Source organism: Winogradskyella thalassocola, from assembly GCF_900099995.1.
Taxonomy (GTDB): domain Bacteria; phylum Bacteroidota; class Bacteroidia; order Flavobacteriales; family Flavobacteriaceae; genus Winogradskyella; species Winogradskyella thalassocola.
The window spans coordinates 36,052-55,772 of record NZ_FNCZ01000008.1; the positions used below are offsets into that span (position 1 = coordinate 36,052).

A 19,721-nucleotide genomic window follows, 5' to 3' on the forward strand; every position below is an offset into this window, starting at 1 on the left:
GTGCTTTTGTTAAATTTGCACAAAGGCTAAAGGTAAATGATTTTAAAAGCATTTAAAGAAAAATCTAATCGAAAATATGTCAATAATTTATTGGCTACACGTCAACCTGCAGTTAATAATAATAAAATAAAGACGATTGCGGTATTGCTTAATACGAGCGAATTTCATGAATTTGAGGTGTTTAGGGTCTATTTTAAAGAGTTGAATTTATCATCTCCAAAACATAAAATTGTAGCATTTACGTTAGACGATAAATTAGAGCATAATAAGTGGAACACTCATTTTAGTCCAAAGGATTTTGGATGGAAGGGCAAAATTAAAAATCTTGATTTACAGTCTTTTATAGACGAGCCTTATGACATGTTGATTTGCTTTTTTAAAAATGAAGTGTTGCAATTAAATATGATTACTGCGGCATCTAAAGCTAATTTTAAAGTCGGAATATCGAGAAATGACGAACGTTTATATGATTTAATAATAGACGTAAACCTGAAGGATATCAATGTTTTTAAACAAGAATTAAAAAAATACTTAAATATTTTAAATAAATTATAATGACCAAATTTATAGGAACTGGTGTTGCATTAATCACACCTTTTAACGCAGATTTAACCATCGATTTTGATGCGTTAGAGCGTTTGGTAGAATACAACATTGCTAATGGTACAGACTATTTAGTTATAAGTGGTACCACTGGGGAAAGTGTAACGGTTACACCAGAGGAGAAAAAACAATTAATAGCGTTTATTAGTAAAATTAATAATGGGAGAGTACCATTAGTTTTAGGTATTGGGGGGAATAACACAGCCAATGTTATTAGTGAAATAAAAGCCACAGATTTTTCTGCAATAGATGGTGTTTTGTCGGTATCGCCTTATTATAGTAAACCAACTCAAGAAGGTATTTACCAACATTTTAAAGCGATTGCTGCGGTAACACCAAAACCAATTATTTTATATAATGTTCCAGGTAGAACGTCATCTAACATGTCACCTGAAACAACGTTGCGATTAGCAAAAGATTGTGATAATATCGTTGCTGTTAAAGAAGCTGGGAATAATGTACATCAGTATTTAGAATTATTAAGAACTAAACCAGATGACTTTCTAGTATTGTCTGGTGACGATGATCTAGCTTTAGGTGTTGCTTTAGCTGGTGGGTCTGGTGTTATTTCGGTAATTGGGCAAGCCTTGCCGAAGGAATTCTCTGAAATGATTCGTTTGGGAATAGCGGGTAAAGCCAAAGAAGCTTATGATATTCATTTTAAGTTAATGCCAATTACAGGTCTCATTTTTTCTGAAAACAATCCTTCTGGAATTAAAGCCGTATTAAGTGCTTTAAATATTTCAAAACCACATGTGCGTTTACCGCTTGTTGAAGCTACAGATGGATTAAAAGAAACTATTAAATCTGAACTAAAATTTCTAGGGAAAAGTTAAACTTAATATAAATACGTATTCTACCTAGATACAACGCTTAATTTAGCAGATAATAATTGTTTTTTAAATCCGTTAATAATGCTTACTTTTGCATTCTGTTTAAAATTTATGAAGAGAGGACTTTACATACTACTAATTAGTATTCTATTTATTTCTTGTAGTGACTTTCAGAAAACATTAAAATCTGAAGATACTGCTAAGAAATTTGAAATGGCAACTGAATTATACGACGCTGAAAAGTGGAATAAATCTTATCGATTGTTGGATCAAATCCTTCAACAGTATAGAGGAAAACCGCAAGCTGAAAAAATTACGTTTATGCATGCAATGTGTTCTTACCAGTTAAAGGACTACTACATCGCAAGTTTTCACTTTGATAAATTTACAGATATTTATCCTCAAAGTGAAAAAGCAGAAGAGGCTTCGTTTTTAGCAGCTAAAGGGTATTATTATAATTCTCCCGTGTATTCTAAAGAGCAGAAAGAAACTGTTGAAGCCATTGAGAAATTACAAATTTTTGTAAACGAATATCCTGAGTCGCAGTACTTAGGTGACGCTAACGAATTGGTTAAAGAACTAGATTTTAAATTACAGAAAAAAGCATTCGAAATAGCAAAGCAGTACAATACAATTCGTGAATATAAAGCGTCAGTTAAGGCGTTTAATAATTTTATGCTCGAGTTTCCTGGTGCGACTTTAAAAGGAGAAGCTTTTTATTACAGATTTGATTCAGCTTATAATTTAGCTGTTTTAAGTATTGAATATTTAAAAGAAGAACGTTTAAAGGATGCTTTGGCTTATTTTAAAGCCTTGCAAAAAGCGTTTCCAGATTCAGAACATATGGAAGCGGCAACGTTAATGAATGAAGAATTACAACAACAATTAAATACGTTTACGACTAAAAGTTAAACATTATAACGATGGATTTAAAAAAGACAGATGCGCCGGTAAGTACAATTACTTACAACAGAAATGAAATTGATGCTGCTACAGATAATATCTATGAGGCTATTTCAGTTATTTCAAGACGTGCAGAACAAATTAATACAGACATCAGACGTGAGTTGATAGACAAATTAGAAGAATTTGCTACTTATAATGATAGTCTTGAAGAAATTTTTGAAAACAAAGAACAAATTGAAGTTTCAAAATTTTACGAAAAATTACCAAAACCACACGCTTTAGCAGTTAAAGAATGGTTAGATAATAAGATTTATCACAGAAATACTGAGGATCCTCAGCCATAAACAAAAAGCCTTAGATGTCTATTCTAAAGGATAAGAATATTTTATTGGGCATTACTGCTGGTATTGCCGCATATAAATCTGCTAGTTTAGTCAGATTATTCATAAAAGCAGGCGCTAACGTCAAAGTCGTTATGACGCCTGCTTCTAAAGAGTTTGTAACTCCACTTACGCTTTCCACCTTATCAAAAAACCCGGTATATTCTTCTTTTGTAGATGAAGAAGATGATAACCAAATATGGAATAATCATGTCGATTTAGGCCTTTGGGCAGATATCTTTGTGATAGCTCCAGCTACAGCCAATACTATGGCAAAAATGGCAAATGGGGTTTGTGATAATATACTTCTAGCAACATATCTTTCGGCGAAATGTCCCATATATTTTGCGCCAGCAATGGACTTGGATATGTATAAGCACGAGTCCACCAAAACATCTTTTGAAAAACTAACATCTTACGGAAATAAATTGATACCTGCAGGAACAGGAGAACTTGCAAGTGGTTTAGTGGGCGAAGGTCGTATGGCAGAACCCGAAGAGATTATTTCCTTTATTGAAAATGATATTTTAGATCAACTACCATTACGAGGAAAACGTGTTTTAATAACAGCTGGTCCAACCTATGAGGCTATAGATCCTGTACGTTTTATTGGTAATCATTCAAGTGGAAAAATGGGTTTCGAAATTGCTAAGGCAGCATCAAACTTAGGAGCTGAGGTTATTTTAGTTACGGGGCCAACACATCAAAAAATTTCTAATAACTTTATAACAGTAAAACCTGTTGTGAGTGCAGAAGACATGTATAATGAAGTGCATAAGCATTTCAGTACATCAGATATTGCTATTCTTTCGGCAGCAGTGGCAGATTATAGACCAAAGAATGTGGCCACTCAGAAAATAAAAAAGAAGGAAACGACGTTTACTATTGAGTTAGAAAAAACTAAAGATATTTTAAAATCCCTTGGGGACATTAAAAAAGATCAGTTTTTGGTCGGCTTTGCACTAGAAACTAACAATGAATTAGAACATGCTCTAGGAAAGCTGAAGTCTAAGAATTTAGATCTCATTGTACTGAATTCATTACAAGATAAAGGTGCAGGTTTTGGTGTGTCAACAAATAAAGTTACATTTATAACGTCTTCTAACGACATTATTGAAAATGAATTAAAATCAAAAGCAGACGTTGCTCAAGATTTAATGCACTTAATATTAAAACAAACTCATGCGTAACCTATTTTTTATATTTGCTTTTTTATTGACGTCTGTAACCTTTTCTCAAGAGCTAAACTGTACAGTAAATGTTATTGCCCAACAAACCGGAAACGAAAACGACGTTATATATAAAACCTTAGGAAATCAACTTACGGAGTTTGTTAATAATACCAAATGGACAAGAAGGACTTTTACACAGCAAGAACGCATTAACTGTAGTATGGTTATTAATGTCTCCCAACAAAGTAACAACTTGTTTTCAGCGTCGATTCAAGTGTCTTCTTCAAGACCTATTTTTAATTCTACCTATAGTTCTCCTGTTTATAATTATAACGATAAGACTTTTAATTTTGAGTATTTAGAATTTCAAAATTTGGTTTTTAATGAAAGCCAGTTCGAATCGAATTTAATTTCGGTGTTATCGTTTCATGTCTATATGATTTTAGGAATGGATGCAGATACATTTGAGCTTAATGGAGGCGATGAGTATTTTGAACAAGCACAAACTATTGCAAGCTATTCGCAACAACTTAACGGACAAGGCTGGAAATTAGAAGACGGATTACAATCGCGTTTTGCCTTAATTAATAATTTAATGTCACCGTCTTATAAAGACATGAGGTTAGCCATGTATAACTATCATATTAATGGTTTAGATATTATGAACGAAGGAGCCAAGGAAGGAAAGTCACAAATAATTTCGGTACTAGATGATTTACAAAAGGTGCATAGAGTAAGACCAAATTCTTTTTTAATGCGCGTCTTTTTTGATGCTAAAGCAGATGAAATAATGGATATTCTTTCAGGTGGTCCAAATGTTAATATTACAGATGCTATGGATATCTTAAATAGAATTGCTCCAATGCATTCTCAAAAGTGGAGGAATATTAAGTATTAGTCTTTGTTTTACAAACTGTTTTCCTAAGGTATTGCATCAAGCCGAAGAGCTTTAATAACACAAATATTTTTCCAATATAATTTCATATTACTTAGCCTTAAAAACCTAATTTTGTATTACATAATTATAAGCGCTTGTTAACATCACTTCACATAAAAAATTACGCACTCATTGATGAGTTAAACGTAGCATTTAATAATGGTTTAACTATTATTACAGGCGAGACGGGAGCTGGTAAATCTATCTTATTAGGTGGTTTATCCTTAGTTTTAGGAAAACGTGCCGACTTAAGTCAAGTTAAAAATGCAACCGAAAAATGTATTATAGAAGCCGTTTTTGATATCGCGAATTACGACTTAAAGGAGCTATTTCTATCCTTAGATTTAGATTACGATGTGCAGACCATTATTAGAAGAGAAATTTTACCTTCCGGGAAATCTAGAGCGTTTATTAACGATACACCTGTAACCTTAGAGAGTTTGGTCGCTTTGAGTAGTTACCTTATAGATATTCACTCACAGCAACAAACACAACAGTTAACGCAAGACGATTACCAGTTTAAAGTTATTGATGCTTTGGCTGAAAATAAATCGAATTTAGAAGATTTCACTAAGCAATTAGGAACTTATAAAAAACTTCATAAAACTTTAGTTGAATTAAAAGTGTCTAAAGCAGAATTGGTAAAAGAGTACGATTATAATCTATTCTTATCTACTGAATTAAATGAAATTAATCTAGAGAAAATTAATCTCGAAGATTTAGAGATTCAGTATGAAGAACTCAATAATGTTGAAGTCATAGGAGAGAAACTAAGTAGTGCCAAAGCAATTTTAACGGCAGAAGATCTTGGAGTGATTGATCAGATTAATTCAGTGAAACAAGAATTATCTAAGATTTCAAGTTTCGGAAAACCCTATGAAACTTTAAAAGAACGTATCATCAGTGTTGGCATTGAATTAGATGATATTTTAATTGAAATGGATAATCTTGAAGATAATTTATCTACAGATCCACAAGAATTAGAACGTATCAACAGCAAACTTCAAATTGTAAATAATTTATTTCAAAAGCATTCTGTTTCAGAAATTGAAGACTTAATTGCAATCAAAAAAGATTTACAATCTAAAATAGATGACACTGAAAGTTTAGACCAAACCATACTCGATAAAGAACAAGAGATTTTAAAAATAAACGAAAAATTGAATCAAATTGCCTTAAAGATTCATAAGAATAGAAAAAAAGTAATTCCAATTTTCGTTTCAAAATTAGAAGCGATACTTTCAGATTTAGGAATGCCAAATGCCAAGTTTAAGGTTGAATTAGAGCCAACAGATCAGTTTGTTAAAAACGGAAAAGATAACTTACAGTTTTTATTTATGGCCAATAAAGGGTCTAGTTTTAATGAGCTTAAAAAATCAGCTTCAGGTGGAGAATTGTCGCGTATTATGTTAGCTATAAAATCTATTTTAGCGGAATACATTCAGCTGCCATCCATTATGTTTGATGAAATTGACACTGGAGTTTCAGGTGAAATTTCAAATAAAATGGGAGACATTATGAAGCAAATGAGTAGTAGTATGCAAGTGTTTTCTATTACACATTTACCTCAAATTGCGGCGAAAGGAAATTCACATTTCAAAGTGTTTAAAACCGATATTGAGGATATGACACATACACAGCTCAAAAAACTTAATGAAGACGAGCGTATTGTAGAAATTGCGCAAATGCTAGGTGGTTTAACCATTACAGATTCTGCAATGGCACATGCTAAGCAATTATTGAATTAATAGTATATTTGAATTCATAAAAGCGTTGATTTAATGAATGATATAGAGGGTTTATTCTTTGAAGCAGATAAGTTACTTGTTGATAATAAAATAATTGAAGGGAGAGATTTACTACTAGAGATATTGATGGATTACCCTGATTATGGAAGGGCTCACAATCACCTTGGTTGGATTTATCATTATAAATTAGTGGATTTTGTAAAAGCTCAGAAACATTATAAGCTCGCTTTGAAATATGAAAAAAATTATTATTCCACATACACAAATTATGCCTATTTCTTAACAGATATAAAGAGCTATGACGCTATGTTGAAATTTGGTGAAGATACTCTCAAAATTAATGGCGTTGATAAAGGCATAATATATAATCAGATGGCAAGAGCATACGAACTTAAATTTAAGCTAAAAGAGGCATATCGTTATTATAAGACGGCTAAAATGCATTCCACTGCAGGAAATTATATTGAGGAAATTAATGCATCATTACAAAGAATTCAAGGGAAAATGAATTTTTTTCAAAAAATATCAATCATATTTAAATAATTTAAACATGTCATACAACTTACTAAAAGGAAAGAAAGGAATCATATTTGGAGCTTTAGATGAAAATTCTATTGCATGGAAAACGGCAATCCGTGTTCACGAAGAAGGTGGTACGTTTGTATTAACCAACGCACCTGTTTCTATACGAATGGGCCAAATAGATGAATTAGCTAAGCAGACAGGTTCTCAAATTATTCCTGCAGATGCAACTTCTGAAGAAGATTTACAAAACCTGGTAGAGCAATCTATGGAAATCTTAGGAGGTAAAATTGATTTTGTTTTACATTCTATAGGGATGTCTATAAACGTTAGAAAAGGAAAACATTATACCGATCAAAATTATGCTTGGACGCAAAAAGGAACCGATGTTTCTGCGATGTCGTTTCATAAAGTTATGCAGACCCTTTATAAGGCAGATGCTATGAATGAATGGGGAAGTATTGTAGCCTTAACTTATATGGCAGCGCAACGTGTCTTTCCAGATTATAATGATATGGCAGATAACAAAGCCTATTTAGAAAGTGTTGCACGGAGTTTTGGCTATTTCTTTGGTAGAGATAAAAAAGTACGTGTGAATACCATTTCGCAATCACCAACACCTACAACTGCTGGTACAGGAGTTAAAGGGTTTGATGGCTTTATTGCGTATGCAGAAAAAATGTCGCCATTAGGAAATGCTACAGCTATGGACTGTGCTAATTATACGATTACATTATTCAGCGATTTAACCAAACGCGTAACGCTTCAAAACCTCTATAATGATGGAGGTTTTAGTAATATGGGAGTCAGTGACGCTGTTATGGAAGCATTTGTAGATTATCAATGATATACCCATAAATAGTATATTTTTAAGCCGTTATGTGATTTACATAACGGCTTTTTTTTGAGTTTTAAAATGCATGAATTTTGAAAGTCTAGTTGAAATAAAATGGAGCACAATTTAAAAATGCAAGCTTAATGTTTTTTGTCGGTATTTTGGACATTTCAACGATTTGAAAGACAAAGCCAACTATAATGTGAATAATTAACATATTTTTAAAGAATTACTAACTTAAATATAAATTTTATGAAGAAAATTACATTAATGTTATTTGCGTTGATTGCCTTTTGCTGGCAGTCCAATGCGCAATTTACCGAGAATTTTGATGCAAGTACTGATTTACCTACTGGTTGGTCAATCATCAACCAAGGTGGTGCAAATGAGTGGACCATATTTAATCAAAGTACAACTGCTTTTTCTGGAACTAATTATGCCAGAATACAATATAATCTCGCAGCTCACGACGATTATTTAATTGCACCTGCTATTACTGTTACTGCTGGTGTAAACGATAGGGTGTCGTTTTATATTAAATCGATGAATAGTGGTTATTTAGAACCTTATGAAGTAAGGCTATCTACGGACTCAAACACTTTGGATACTGATTTTAGTGTTGTGCTACAAGCTGAAGAAGAAGCAAGTACTACTTGGACAATGAAAGAGTTTGATTTAACTGCTTATATTGGGCAAACAGTATACATCGCTATTAGAGCAACTGGAACTAATGAAGATCGTTTAGCTGTAGATGATTTTGTAAGTGATGCAATTCCTTCTTGTTATGCTGCTGAATTTGCTAGCGCAGTTGCCGTTGACGATTGTGATAATTCACAGTTTTCTATTTTAGTAGATATTACCGATTTAGGAAGTTCTGTAAATCTAGAAATCACTAACGATGCTGGTGTAGCTTCGACAACAGTTACAGCAACAGGTGAAGTTACGGTTGGTCCATTTCCTGCAGGAACACCAGTAGTATTAACACTTGAAAATGAAAATGAAGATACGTGTGATGTTGTGTTAGACTCAGTTTTAGATTTTTGTCCAACTGCAGCTAATACATTAGATTATTACAACTTACAATGGCCTGCTGCATTAACATTTCCTGAAAATGAAGCGGCAGATCAGATGGTTTATGCTCAAGCTTACGAAGCTGGCTTAACTGATATAGCGGTTGGTGAGGCTGCTGCTGGTATAGAAGCTTGGATTGGATATAGCACTACGGATACGGATCCTTCTACTGAAGATTGGACATGGGAAGTTGCTCCATTTGTATCAGAAGAAGGTACAAATGGTAATAACGATCAGTTTGCTGTAGCTATGCAAGATCTTGGTTTAACCGAGGGGACTTATTATTATGCGAGTCGTTTTACTTTAAACGCAGGTCCATATATGTATGGAGGTTTTGAAGGTGCATGGGATGCAACAACTAATCCATCAGGTGTGTTAACTATTACGGCTGCTTTACCACCTGCAAATGATGATTTTGCAAATGCTATTGCTGTAGCATGTGGTGATGTTGTTAGTGAAGATACAACATTTGCTACATTAGATGAAGATGATGCTACGGTTGATATAACTACTAATGCAGATATAGATTCACCGAATGTATGGTATAGTTTTATGGGGACAGGGGATATTGTAACTGCGTCTACTTGTATGAATACAGACTTTGATACAGAATTATTTGTTTTCACAGGAACTTCTGGAAGTTTAGTTGCTGTTGCTGCGGGTTATGATGAGTGTGGTGGTTCTGCTGTAAATTATACTGCAGAAACGACTTTTACTTCTGTAGCAGGTACGCAGTATTACATTTCTGTAGAAGGTTACAATGTTGGTAGTGTAGGTACATTTGAATTAGCAGTTACTTGTGAAGCACCTCCAACATGTACTAATGCAACGGCAACATACAGTGTAGTTAGTGATTGTGAAACTAGTGGTGGATTTAACATTGAAGTAGATATTACAGATATGGGAACAGCTACTGCTGTTACTATAACTGACGACCAAGGGAATGATGCTCAAGCAGCAACAGAGGCGACAATGTTAACATTTGGTCCATATACAAATGCTACAGATGTAATTATTACAATAGCTGATGATAATGATGCAACGTGTGAGCAATCAAGTGATGCTATGACTCAGTTGGCATGTCCACCAGCGAATGATGATTGTGCAGGAGCACAAGTATTAACTGTTGAAAATGAGATAGCCGATTTAGCATCTGCTACTCAGATTGCAGGATCTATAGTTGGAGCGACAGGTTCTGGTATTGACGTATGTACATATGGTGGCACAGCAAATGACGATGTTTGGTTTAGCTTTGTTGCAACTTCTACAGATATAAATATTAATGTAACTGATGATTTCGATGGTATGATTGAAGTGTTTTCAGGAGCTTGTGGTAGTTTAGTAGCAATTGAATGTGATGACTATGGAGGGCCATCTGGAAATCCAAGTATCAGTCGTACTGATTATGTAGTTGATGAAACTTACTATTTAAGAGTATATAATTATTCCGCAACTGTAAGTGCTACACCTGATTTTACAATTGCATTATGGTCTTCTGAAGAAGCTTTAGGAATCAATGATTTTGAAACTGAAGCAGCATTCACATACTATCCTAACCCAGTTAAAAATACATTAACATTAAATGCTCAGAACACAATAGAGCAGGTGGCAATGTATAATATGTTAGGTCAAGAAGTATTAAGAGCAACTCCTAATTCAGTTGATAGTGATTTAGATATGTCTCACTTACAAACAGGTACTTACTTTGTTAAAGTAACTATTGCAAATGTGACTGAAACTATACGAGTGATTAAGCAGTAAGCTTATTAACTTTATAATTTTTAAAAAGCCGCTAATTTTAGCGGCTTTTTTTTTGCTCTAAATCCAATAGAACTCACTAGGTTGGTTTTCTGAATTTAGAATTAATTTTAAGCTACAGTAACTGTTAAAAATTGTATTTGGTTTAATTACCTTTGTGATATATGGAGACTATAGATTTTTCATTTATTATTCCTGTTTATAACAGACCCAATGAAATTAAAGAACTGCTAGAAAGTTTTTCAAATTTTGAAGGTCAGCATACCTATGAAATTGTAATTGTAGAAGATGGCTCAACTGAGACATCAGAACCTGTTGTAGACTTGTATAATTCTCAGCTCGATATTTCTTATTATTTTAAGGAGAATTCAGGGCCAGGAGATTCTAGGAATTATGGCATGCAGAAGGCTAAAGGAAATTATTTTATAATTTTAGATTCAGATGTACTGTTACCTTCAAATTATTTAATAGAAGTGAAAACGTTTTTAAACACATCATATTATGATTGTTTTGGTGGTCCGGATGCGGCTCATAGTTCGTTTTCTAATCTTCAAAAAGCTATAAATTTTGCTATGACTTCTTTTATTACTACAGGTGGTATAAGAGGAGGGAAGCAAAATGTGGAAGATTTTCAGCCACGAAGTTTTAATATGGGGTTGTCTAAAAAAGCTTTTATAGCTTCTGGTGGATTTGGTAAAATTTATCCTGGAGAAGATCCAGACTTATCCTTACGATTACAAAAATTAGGCTTTAAAACAAACTTAATAGAAACTGCTTTTGTATATCACAAACGGCGTATCTCGTGGTCTAAATTTTATAAGCAAGTCTATAAATTTGGTATGGTAAGACCTATACTAAACCAATGGCACCCAAATTCTAAAAGTATAGTGTATTGGTTTCCTACGGTATTTAGTTTAGGCTTTATAATTTCCATACTATTGGCAGCCTTTCAATTTAATCTGCTGCTATATTTTTACGGATTGTATTTCGCTTTAGCGTTCATACTAGCATTAATTACAAATCGAAACTTAAGTGTTGCATTTCAAGCTCTATTGGCCATTGTTATTCAGTTTTTTGGATATGGTTATGGTTTTTTGAAATCGACATTTAATTTAGTTATCTTAGGAAAAGATCCTGAAGACGCATTTCCAGAACTATTTTTTTAAATTTTAAATGAATCAAAAAAAGCGTTTGAACATACTAGACCATTTAAAAAAGAAAAACGTTAAGCTGTTTATTCTATTTTTTGTCATAGCATTTGTGTTTTTAATTTTTTCTAAATTATCTAACGACTATAAGCAAACCATAAAGTTAAAGGTTAATTTGGTTAATGTTGATGACGAAATCTTATTAAAAAATGATTCTGCAAACTATATACAAGCGTATGTAGAAGCCAAAGGGTTTTCATTAATGCCGTTTATCTTTAATAACTCTAAAGCTTTAGAAATAGACGCAAAAAGTGATGTAACCATTAAACCTAATAGCTTCATTTTTGATGTTATAAAACACAAATACCTTATAGAAGGTCAGCTAGGTAATGCTTACGATCTCATTTCTATAATGCCAGATACGCTGTTAATAGCGTACTCTAAAAGAGCTTCAAAATCCGTTCCGGTAACTTTTAAAAGTTCCATTAATTATGCTGTAGGTTATGATTTAAAAGGGGAGTTCAATTTTAATATCGATAGTGTAAAAGTTGTAGGTTCTCTAGAAGAAGTAGATGCAATCAGTTCAATAGCTACGGAAGCGTTAGTCTTAAACGATTTAAAAAGTGACATTAATAATATTGTAAGGCTCGATATCTCTGGCTATGATCATATTGATGTTTTTCCTAAAACGATGGAGGTGACGGGAGAAGTTGTTCGCTTTACGGAAGGTACAATAGAAGTCCCTATACTAATAACCAATCAGCCAGAAAACGTTATAATTAATTACTTTCCTAAAACGGTAACGTTGTCGTATTACGTAGATTTAGAAAATTATAATGCCATAAAAGCGTTGGACTTTAAAGTAGAATGTGATTATGCCGAATTAGAAGAAAATCAAACGTTTTTAATTCCGAAAGTGGTTAAAAAACCAGATTTTGTAAAGCACATTAATATCAAGCAAAAACAAATAGATTTTATTGAATTGTAATATGGTAGTAGGATTAACAGGAGGAATAGGAAGTGGTAAGTCCACTATTTTAAAGTGTTTTAAATCTTATGGAATTCCGGTATATATTGCTGACGACGAAGCTAAAGCTTTGATGAATCGTTCAAAAGTAATACAACGAAAGCTCATCCATTTGTTTGGTGAAAAGGCCTATATAGATGATCACTTAAATAGACCATATTTAGCTTCAAAAATCTTTAATGATAAGACGCTACTTGCTAAAATGAATGCCATTGTACATCCAAAAGTGGCATCGCATTTTAAACGATGGCTAAATAAACATGATGCGGCATACGTTATAAAAGAGGTCGCAATTATTTTCGAAAATAATCTACAAAGTCAATACGACTATATTATCACGGTCGTTGCGGACGAAGACTTACGCATTAAACGCGTTATGCAACGCGATGCTGTTTCAGAAGAAAAAGTAATGTCTATTATTAAGAACCAATGGTCGGATGCTGATAAAATAAAAAAGTCAGATTTTGTTATTATCAACAACGATTTAGAAGATGCTAAAAAGCAAGCACTTAAAATTCACAATACACTACTTAAAAAGTTAAAACACTAATTATTGACATTGTTTTGTTAACGTTAGGTTAAACCTAATTTATACTAAATGTTAAAATGTTAAATTTGACTGATGGGCAAAAAGCTATTTGTGTTATTAGTAATCCTAATGAGTTTATCACTTATAGGTATAATTTTTGTACAATTATTTTTTATAAACAACAGTTTAGAAAATGAGAAGAAGAATTTTACCTTTAGTGTAAAACGGTCATTAAGTTTAGTGTCTCAAGCTATTGAAGAGTACGAGTATCGCGATTACTTTATGAAACTTCAACCTTATTTAAGTAAGGATAGTAAAGCAGATTCTGCAATAATAAAGCAGTTGTTTATAGCTACTGAAGATGAAGGTGATGATAAAACCATAATACATCGTAATACGGTTTTAGAAGAGCGCTTTAAAGTACCATCATTGTTCTTTGAAATTGATGCAGACAGTTTTAATATTAGTAAGTTGTCTAGTGAACGTATTACAGAAACGTACAATAATACTAGTATTGATGGTGTTAGACGGATAGACCCAGAAACAAGATTGAGAGAGTATTCTTCCTTGAGTGCCTTAGACAAGCAAGCTTATGAAGATACATTTCAAACCTTATTAAAAGATAAGCCCGTTTATAAACGTGTTACCACTAAGCAAGTTGAAACTTTACTAAGAAGAGAACTTAAATCTGAAGGAATAGATCTCAATTTTGAATTTGCTATTTATGACGATGATTTAGCGACTAAAGTACGAACTGAAAATTTTGAATTAGTTGATGAAAGTGCTTATGGTGTATATGTGTTTTTAGATAGTAATAACGAGAGTAGTTATAAGCTGTACGTAGACTTTACAGATAGAAAAAAATACATATTAGAATCTATATTATGGATGATAGTGCTTTCAATAATTTTTACGAGCATTATAATTATTGCTTATGCCAGTGCTATTTATCAGTTAATTCGACAACGACAAATATCACAGATTAAGACTGATTTTATAAATAATATGACGCACGAGTTTAAAACACCAATTGCGACTATTAATTTGGCTTTAGACTCTATAAAAAACCCTAAAATAATTAACGACCAAGAAAAGGTATTGCGTTATTTAGGAATGATAAAAGAAGAAAATAAACGTATGCATGCACAAGTAGAAAATGTGTTGCGTATTTCTAAACTAGATAAAAACGAATTAAATATTAGTAAAGAGCGTTTAGATATAAACGATTTGGTTGAAGATGCCGTAACACATGTTGAATTAATAGTAGAAGATAGAAAGGGTTACGTAAAAACACATTTAAACGCTGAACAGACATCAGTTTTAGCAAACGATACGCATTTTACAAATGTGATTGTTAATATATTGGATAATGCTATTAAATATTCGGATGATGCACCAAAAATAGATGTATATACCGAAAACGTAGGAAATAGCATTCTTATAAAAGTTACAGATCAAGGTAATGGAATGTCTAAGGCAGTTGCCAAAAGAGTGTTTGAGAAATTTTATAGAGAACACACAGGAAATGTACATAATGTAAAAGGTCATGGGCTAGGTTTAGCCTATGTAAAGAAAATAGTAGAAGACCATCAAGGTCATATATCAGTAGAAAGTGAAAAGGGAAAAGGCAGTACTTTTATTATAAAGATGCCGTTAATATCATAAAAACGAATTATGGAAGAACAAAACAAAAAAATTCTTTTGGTAGAAGACGATCCAAATTTTGGAACTGTTTTAAAAGATTATTTAATGATGAACGATTACGACGTTGTCCACGCAAAGAATGGTATGGAAGGTTTTGAAAAGTTCAAAAAGGACGATTACGATCTATGTATTTTAGACGTCATGATGCCTTATAAAGATGGGTTTACATTAGCCAAAGAAATAAGAGAAAAAAACGAAGATGTGCCAATTATATTCTTAACGGCTAAAGCCATGAAAGAAGATGTACTTAAAGGGTATAAAGTAGGTGCAGATGATTATCTTAACAAACCGTTTGATAGCGAAGTTTTGTTGATGAAAATAAAAGCTATAATGCAACGTAAAGCTAAAGATACCGTTGCAGATAGTAAACAATTTGAATTTAAGATTGGTCGTTTCGATTTAAATTCTAAACTGCGTTTCCTTAAGTTTGATGGAGAAGAGCCTTCTAAATTATCACCAAAGGAAAACGAATTATTACGTTTATTGGCCTTACACGAAAATGATTTAATGCCAAGAGAATTAGCATTAACAAAAATCTGGAGAGACGATAATTATTTTACCTCTCGTAGTATGGATGTGTATATCGCTAAATTACGTAAATACTTAAAACCAGATCCTAATGTTGAAATATTAAACATTCACGGAGAAGGCTTTAGGTTAGTGATTAATAACAAATAAATTTTTATTTTATATATAAAAAAATCCAGCTCAAAAAGCTGGATTTTTTTGTTTTTATATAATTTGTGTATTACTCCATTTGAGAGTTTATATAGTCTATGATGCTATCAACATCCGTTTCATAATCAAACCACGTAATAGAATCATCTTTTCTAAACCAAGTAAGTTGTCGTTTCGCAAAGCGTCTGGTATTTTTTTTGATTTCAGATATGGCAAATTCTAAAGTAGAGTCTCCTTTAAAATAGGCGAATAACTCTTTATAGCCAACGGTATTTAATGCATTAAGATCTTTATAAGGCAATAACGCTTTAGCTTCTTCTAGCAAACCGTTTTCAATCATCATATCTACTCGTTGGTTAATTCTATCGTAGATAATAGGACGATCTGCTTTGAGTCCAATTTGAATGGTTTTAAATGCTCTATTCTTTTCGGAATTGGTTAGAAAAGAGGAATAGGGCTGACCAGTACCGATACATATCTCTAAAGCTCTAATGACACGTTTAGGATTATCTATCGCAATGGAATTAAAGGCATCAAGGTCTAAGCTTTTAAGTTGTTCTTGTAATGGTATTAAGCCTTCATTTTCAAACTGAAGATTAAGGGTTGTTCTAATGGTAGGATCCACTTCCGGAAAGTAATCTAACCCATGGGTTACAGCTTTAACATAAAGTCCAGAACCTCCTGCCATTACAACAATAGGGTTGGTTTGATGTAATTCTTCAATTTTAGAAATAGCATCGCGTTCAAAATCGCCAACACTAAAATGTTCTTTAATAGATTTATGTTGAATAAAATGATGTGGAGCTGCATCTAGCTCTTCTTTTGAAGGGACCGCAGTGCCAATAGCCATTTCTTTAAAGAATTGTCTAGAATCAGCTGATATAATTTCAGAATTAAAATGTTGAGCGAGCTTTATACTTAATGCGGTCTTACCAATGGCAGTTGGACCAACAATAGCGATTACAAAATTTCGGGATGTCTTAAGCATTATAATAACAGCAATTTAATGGTGTAGTGGATGTCCGCAATTATAACAGAAATCAGAATTATCTCTATGATTGGAAACGTTACAATTAGCACAATGCTGTGAGTTGAGATGAATCGTTATATTATCATTTTGATGTTCAACCATTTTATTATCATTATTTTGAGCTAAAGCTTCATTTTCTTTATCTGCTTTTTGGCTAGTTCTAACATATTCAGCAGACACAATACCCGTAGGTACTGCTATAATTCCATAACCTAATATCATTATAAACGTTGTTATTAGTTGCCCTAATGCAGTTTGTGGGGCTATATCACCAAATCCAACTGTAGTCAGTGTAACCACACACCAATACACACTTTTAGGGATGTTGTCAAAACCGTTAGCTTCTCCTTCAACAAGGTACATAATGGTACCAAAAATTACTGAAGAAATCATAACGGCAAATAAAAATACCATGATTTTTACACGACTTGCAATAATGGAATCTTTAAGCTGATTTGAAGCTCCTAAATATCTTGCTAATTTTAAAATTCTAAAGACTCTAAGTAATCGTAATGCTCTTAAGGTTACTAGCGCTTGAGATCCTACAATAAAGAATGATAAGTACATTGGTATTGTAGATAAAAAATCTATAATACCAAACGGACTAAAAATATATTTAAAAGGTTTTTTTACAGAAATAATTCTTAGAATGTATTCAATAGAAAATAATATAGTAACAACCCACTCGCCAATATACAAGAGTTCGTGATATTCTCGATCTATGCTAACAACACTTTCGAGCATCACTAAAACAATACTAAGTATTATGAATACTAACAAAAGTATATCAAAAAGTTTTCCAGAAGGTGTGTCAGCCTCATAGATGACTTCGTGAAGTATCGTTTTCCAATTATGTTTCTGATTCGATTCCATATTCTAAATGTACGAAAAGTTAAATTATTGTTTCTCTAAAGCGATTATAGTATTGTTTTGAAGTTCGACAACTTTATCCATAAACGATTTTAAATATGGATAATATTCTGGTGGATAAATGGGTTGATTAAATTTGACTTTAAAATAGAGAACAATTTCATCATTTAATAACTCTATATTAAATAAAAGACTTCCAGACTTATTAGGTAAGGCATAATTAACTGGCTTTGGGAGTTCTATAACTTTTAAATCTTCATTAAGGCTTATTTTCATGCTATAGTTATAAATGTCTTTATAACCGAAATCAATAGGATACGTTCGTTCTTGAAGTTGAAAAGGGTTTTTGTCAAAGAATTTAATGATAAAAGGATTGAAGTAAATTTTATTGCCTATAAATTCGGGTTGAATACTAATATTTAAAGTTTCATTAAAATTGGAGGTATCTGTGTCTAATACATCATGATCTTCAATAATAATGTCTGTATAGTCATTTATTTTTTTCTCTAAATAATCACTTGGATTTTCATCAAACTGACGTTTAGGTGTATGGGAATGATAGCCTTGAAATATACTTTTAATAGTACCTTGAAACTGATCGTCTTTAAACGAAGACAATTCTACACGATGTATACGCCCAGAAAAATTATTGATATTAATATCTTCCCAATAACTACCTTCTTCAAAATCAATTAGCCTTCCGTACTGATTTAAAGCTTTAAAGGGCAACTCACCAAATGAAAGATATGGGTCAGTAGCATCTAAATAATAGCTTTTGTTATCTATTATCGTTTTTAAAATCACATAATTAAAATCTGAAAGCACAGGATAAACTTTGGTCGCCAAACCATTGTTTCTAGTAGACATTAAAATTGGAAACACTTTGATACCTTCATTAGATAAAAGGTTTTCTAGTAATAAATTTATTTCAAAAGCACTACCAACTTTATCTTTAGTAATGGTTTTTATAGACACATCATAACGTTCAGATTTCCCATTCCATTTATAATTATTAAGAACATAATTATATAGCGCTTTGGCTTTTTTGAGTTGATCTGAAATTGCTAAAATGGAGTCTGGTAAAATATCTTTTACAAGACTCTTTTTGCTAATTTGTCTTCCAAAATCGGAATCTGTTTTCAGTTCATGATCAGCGTCTTCCCATGTTTTGGTAATTTTATCTGTTCTTCCGTCAAACGTTTTAATGACACTCATTTCATATTCTATTCTAGACGTATAGTTTAAGGACGTAGTAGTGTAATCTTCAGGTTTGTACGCTGGTATGTTTTTCATAATGTATTTAGAAATACTGCAATCCGCACTTGCACCATTCCCAAGGACTAAACATTGTTTTTTTAAGCTGATATCATGAGTATCAAAAGGAATAGCTCCTACTCGTTTTATATGGTATTCGTAATTGGCAGGGATACTAGTATTGTACTCACTGTATAAAACGGGATCTTCACCTTGGAAATACCAAGGTTGATATTTGGCCATAAATCGCGATTGCGTTTCGTAACTTACTGTAATTACACTTCCTACTTTAACATTAGGCAATACAAATCTAACAAGTGTATAGTTCTCGTTTTCCTCTTCAAAAATAGCTGTTTTTGTTAAGTGCGTTTTTCTGATTTCACCATTTTCCAGGTTATAGGTTGTACCCTTAATATTTTCAATTTTTTCTTTAGATGTTTTTCCTTTGTATAATTTAACCTCAAATTGACCTCTATCGATACCTTCAGTTCTTAAGATTTTAATTTTTTGTTCATTTTGTACTCTAAGCCAAAAGGTTTTGTCATCTACAAAGCTATTCCCATAATCGTATATAACTAAAGCATTCGCTGTAGAATCTTTAGAATAGGAAGTGAGTTCTAAATCACTTTTAAAAACTTCCATAGCCACATTATAATTTTGTGAAAAACCTAAAAAAGTAACCAATAGTGCTACAATTGTAAACCTATAAATCATGT

General features: G+C 32.4%; 18 protein-coding genes. 15 read left to right on the forward strand and 3 right to left on the reverse strand.

Features of this window, described 5'->3' with window-relative positions; genetic code table 11:
* Nucleotides 1-36 precede the first annotated feature (36 nt).
* The 15 genes from BLT80_RS15825 (at nucleotide 37) to BLT80_RS15895 (ending at nucleotide 15,851) form a co-directional block, all read left to right on the forward strand.
* Complete coding sequence (locus BLT80_RS15825; protein WP_092469746.1) at nucleotides 37-555, forward strand: DUF6913 domain-containing protein; 519 nt, start codon at nucleotides 37-39, stop codon at nucleotides 553-555.
* Complete coding sequence (gene dapA / locus BLT80_RS15830; RefSeq protein WP_092469748.1) at nucleotides 555-1,439, forward strand: 4-hydroxy-tetrahydrodipicolinate synthase; 885 nt, start codon at nucleotides 555-557, stop codon at nucleotides 1,437-1,439. The genes BLT80_RS15825 and dapA overlap by 1 nt, the downstream gene beginning before the upstream one ends.
* A 108-nt stretch (nucleotides 1,440-1,547) precedes the next feature.
* Complete coding sequence (locus tag BLT80_RS15835; protein ID WP_245710281.1) at nucleotides 1,548-2,348, forward strand: outer membrane protein assembly factor BamD; 801 nt, start codon at nucleotides 1,548-1,550, stop codon at nucleotides 2,346-2,348.
* Between the two features lie 11 nt (nucleotides 2,349-2,359).
* Entirely contained in the window at nucleotides 2,360-2,686 is a 327-nt protein-coding gene (locus BLT80_RS15840) for a DNA-directed RNA polymerase subunit omega (RefSeq protein ID WP_020896009.1), read from the forward strand.
* Between the two features lie 14 nt (nucleotides 2,687-2,700).
* Nucleotides 2,701-3,912, forward strand: a complete 1,212-nt coding sequence (gene coaBC, locus BLT80_RS15845; protein WP_092469752.1) for a bifunctional phosphopantothenoylcysteine decarboxylase/phosphopantothenate--cysteine ligase CoaBC — start codon at nucleotides 2,701-2,703, stop codon at nucleotides 3,910-3,912.
* Nucleotides 3,905-4,792, forward strand: coding sequence for a type IX secretion system protein PorD (porD, locus tag BLT80_RS15850; RefSeq protein ID WP_092469754.1), 888 nt, complete (start codon nucleotides 3,905-3,907; stop codon nucleotides 4,790-4,792). The genes coaBC and porD overlap by 8 nt, the downstream gene beginning before the upstream one ends.
* Before the next feature lie 134 nt (nucleotides 4,793-4,926).
* Nucleotides 4,927-6,579 (forward strand): DNA repair protein RecN, encoded by a 1,653-nt coding sequence (gene recN, locus BLT80_RS15855; RefSeq protein WP_092469756.1) that lies wholly within the window; start codon nucleotides 4,927-4,929, stop codon nucleotides 6,577-6,579.
* Nucleotides 6,580-6,612: 33 nt separating this feature from the next.
* A complete protein-coding gene (locus BLT80_RS15860) occupies nucleotides 6,613-7,122 on the forward strand; it encodes a tetratricopeptide repeat protein (protein WP_092469758.1) in 510 nt (169 codons plus the stop codon).
* Between the two features lie 7 nt (nucleotides 7,123-7,129).
* Nucleotides 7,130-7,948, forward strand: coding sequence for an enoyl-ACP reductase FabI (locus BLT80_RS15865; protein WP_092469760.1), 819 nt, complete (start codon nucleotides 7,130-7,132; stop codon nucleotides 7,946-7,948).
* Between the two features lie 240 nt (nucleotides 7,949-8,188).
* Nucleotides 8,189-10,768, forward strand: a complete 2,580-nt coding sequence (locus BLT80_RS15870) for a T9SS-dependent choice-of-anchor J family protein (RefSeq protein ID WP_092469762.1) — start codon at nucleotides 8,189-8,191, stop codon at nucleotides 10,766-10,768.
* 161 nt (nucleotides 10,769-10,929) lie between these two features.
* The gene (locus tag BLT80_RS15875; protein WP_092469764.1) at nucleotides 10,930-11,931 is read left to right on the forward strand and encodes a glycosyltransferase family 2 protein; all 1,002 of its coding nucleotides are present in this window, start codon (nucleotides 10,930-10,932) and stop codon (nucleotides 11,929-11,931) included.
* A 25-nt stretch (nucleotides 11,932-11,956) separates the two neighbouring features.
* Nucleotides 11,957-12,901: a YbbR-like domain-containing protein gene (locus BLT80_RS15880; protein ID WP_139181085.1), complete on the forward strand. Its 945-nt coding sequence runs from the start codon at nucleotides 11,957-11,959 to the stop codon at nucleotides 12,899-12,901.
* Nucleotide 12,902: 1 nt separating this feature from the next.
* Nucleotides 12,903-13,490 (forward strand): dephospho-CoA kinase, encoded by a 588-nt coding sequence (gene coaE / locus BLT80_RS15885; protein WP_092469768.1) that lies wholly within the window; start codon nucleotides 12,903-12,905, stop codon nucleotides 13,488-13,490.
* A 72-nt stretch (nucleotides 13,491-13,562) separates the two neighbouring features.
* A complete protein-coding gene (locus tag BLT80_RS15890) occupies nucleotides 13,563-15,134 on the forward strand; it encodes a sensor histidine kinase (protein ID WP_175455629.1) in 1,572 nt (523 codons plus the stop codon).
* 9 nt (nucleotides 15,135-15,143) lie between these two features.
* Nucleotides 15,144-15,851 carry a response regulator transcription factor gene (locus BLT80_RS15895; protein WP_092469772.1) on the forward strand — a complete coding sequence of 236 codons (708 nt, stop codon included), beginning with the start codon at nucleotides 15,144-15,146 and terminating at the stop codon, nucleotides 15,849-15,851.
* Between the two features lie 70 nt (nucleotides 15,852-15,921).
* Here the strand turns inward: BLT80_RS15895 and miaA are convergent, their stop codons facing one another.
* Genes miaA through BLT80_RS15910 form a run of 3 tightly spaced genes read right to left on the reverse strand, consistent with a single transcriptional unit; the run spans nucleotide 15,922 to nucleotide 19,719 of the window.
* Nucleotides 15,922-16,839 carry a tRNA (adenosine(37)-N6)-dimethylallyltransferase MiaA gene (gene miaA, locus BLT80_RS15900; protein WP_092469774.1) on the reverse strand — a complete coding sequence of 306 codons (918 nt, stop codon included), beginning with the start codon at nucleotides 16,837-16,839 and terminating at the stop codon, nucleotides 15,922-15,924.
* A 15-nt stretch (nucleotides 16,840-16,854) separates the two neighbouring features.
* The gene (locus BLT80_RS15905) at nucleotides 16,855-17,754 is read right to left on the reverse strand and encodes an ion transporter (protein WP_092469776.1); all 900 of its coding nucleotides are present in this window, start codon (nucleotides 17,752-17,754) and stop codon (nucleotides 16,855-16,857) included.
* A 24-nt stretch (nucleotides 17,755-17,778) separates the two neighbouring features.
* Nucleotides 17,779-19,719, reverse strand: a complete 1,941-nt coding sequence (locus BLT80_RS15910; protein WP_092469778.1) for a DUF3857 domain-containing protein — start codon at nucleotides 19,717-19,719, stop codon at nucleotides 17,779-17,781.
* Nucleotides 19,720-19,721 lie beyond the last annotated feature (2 nt).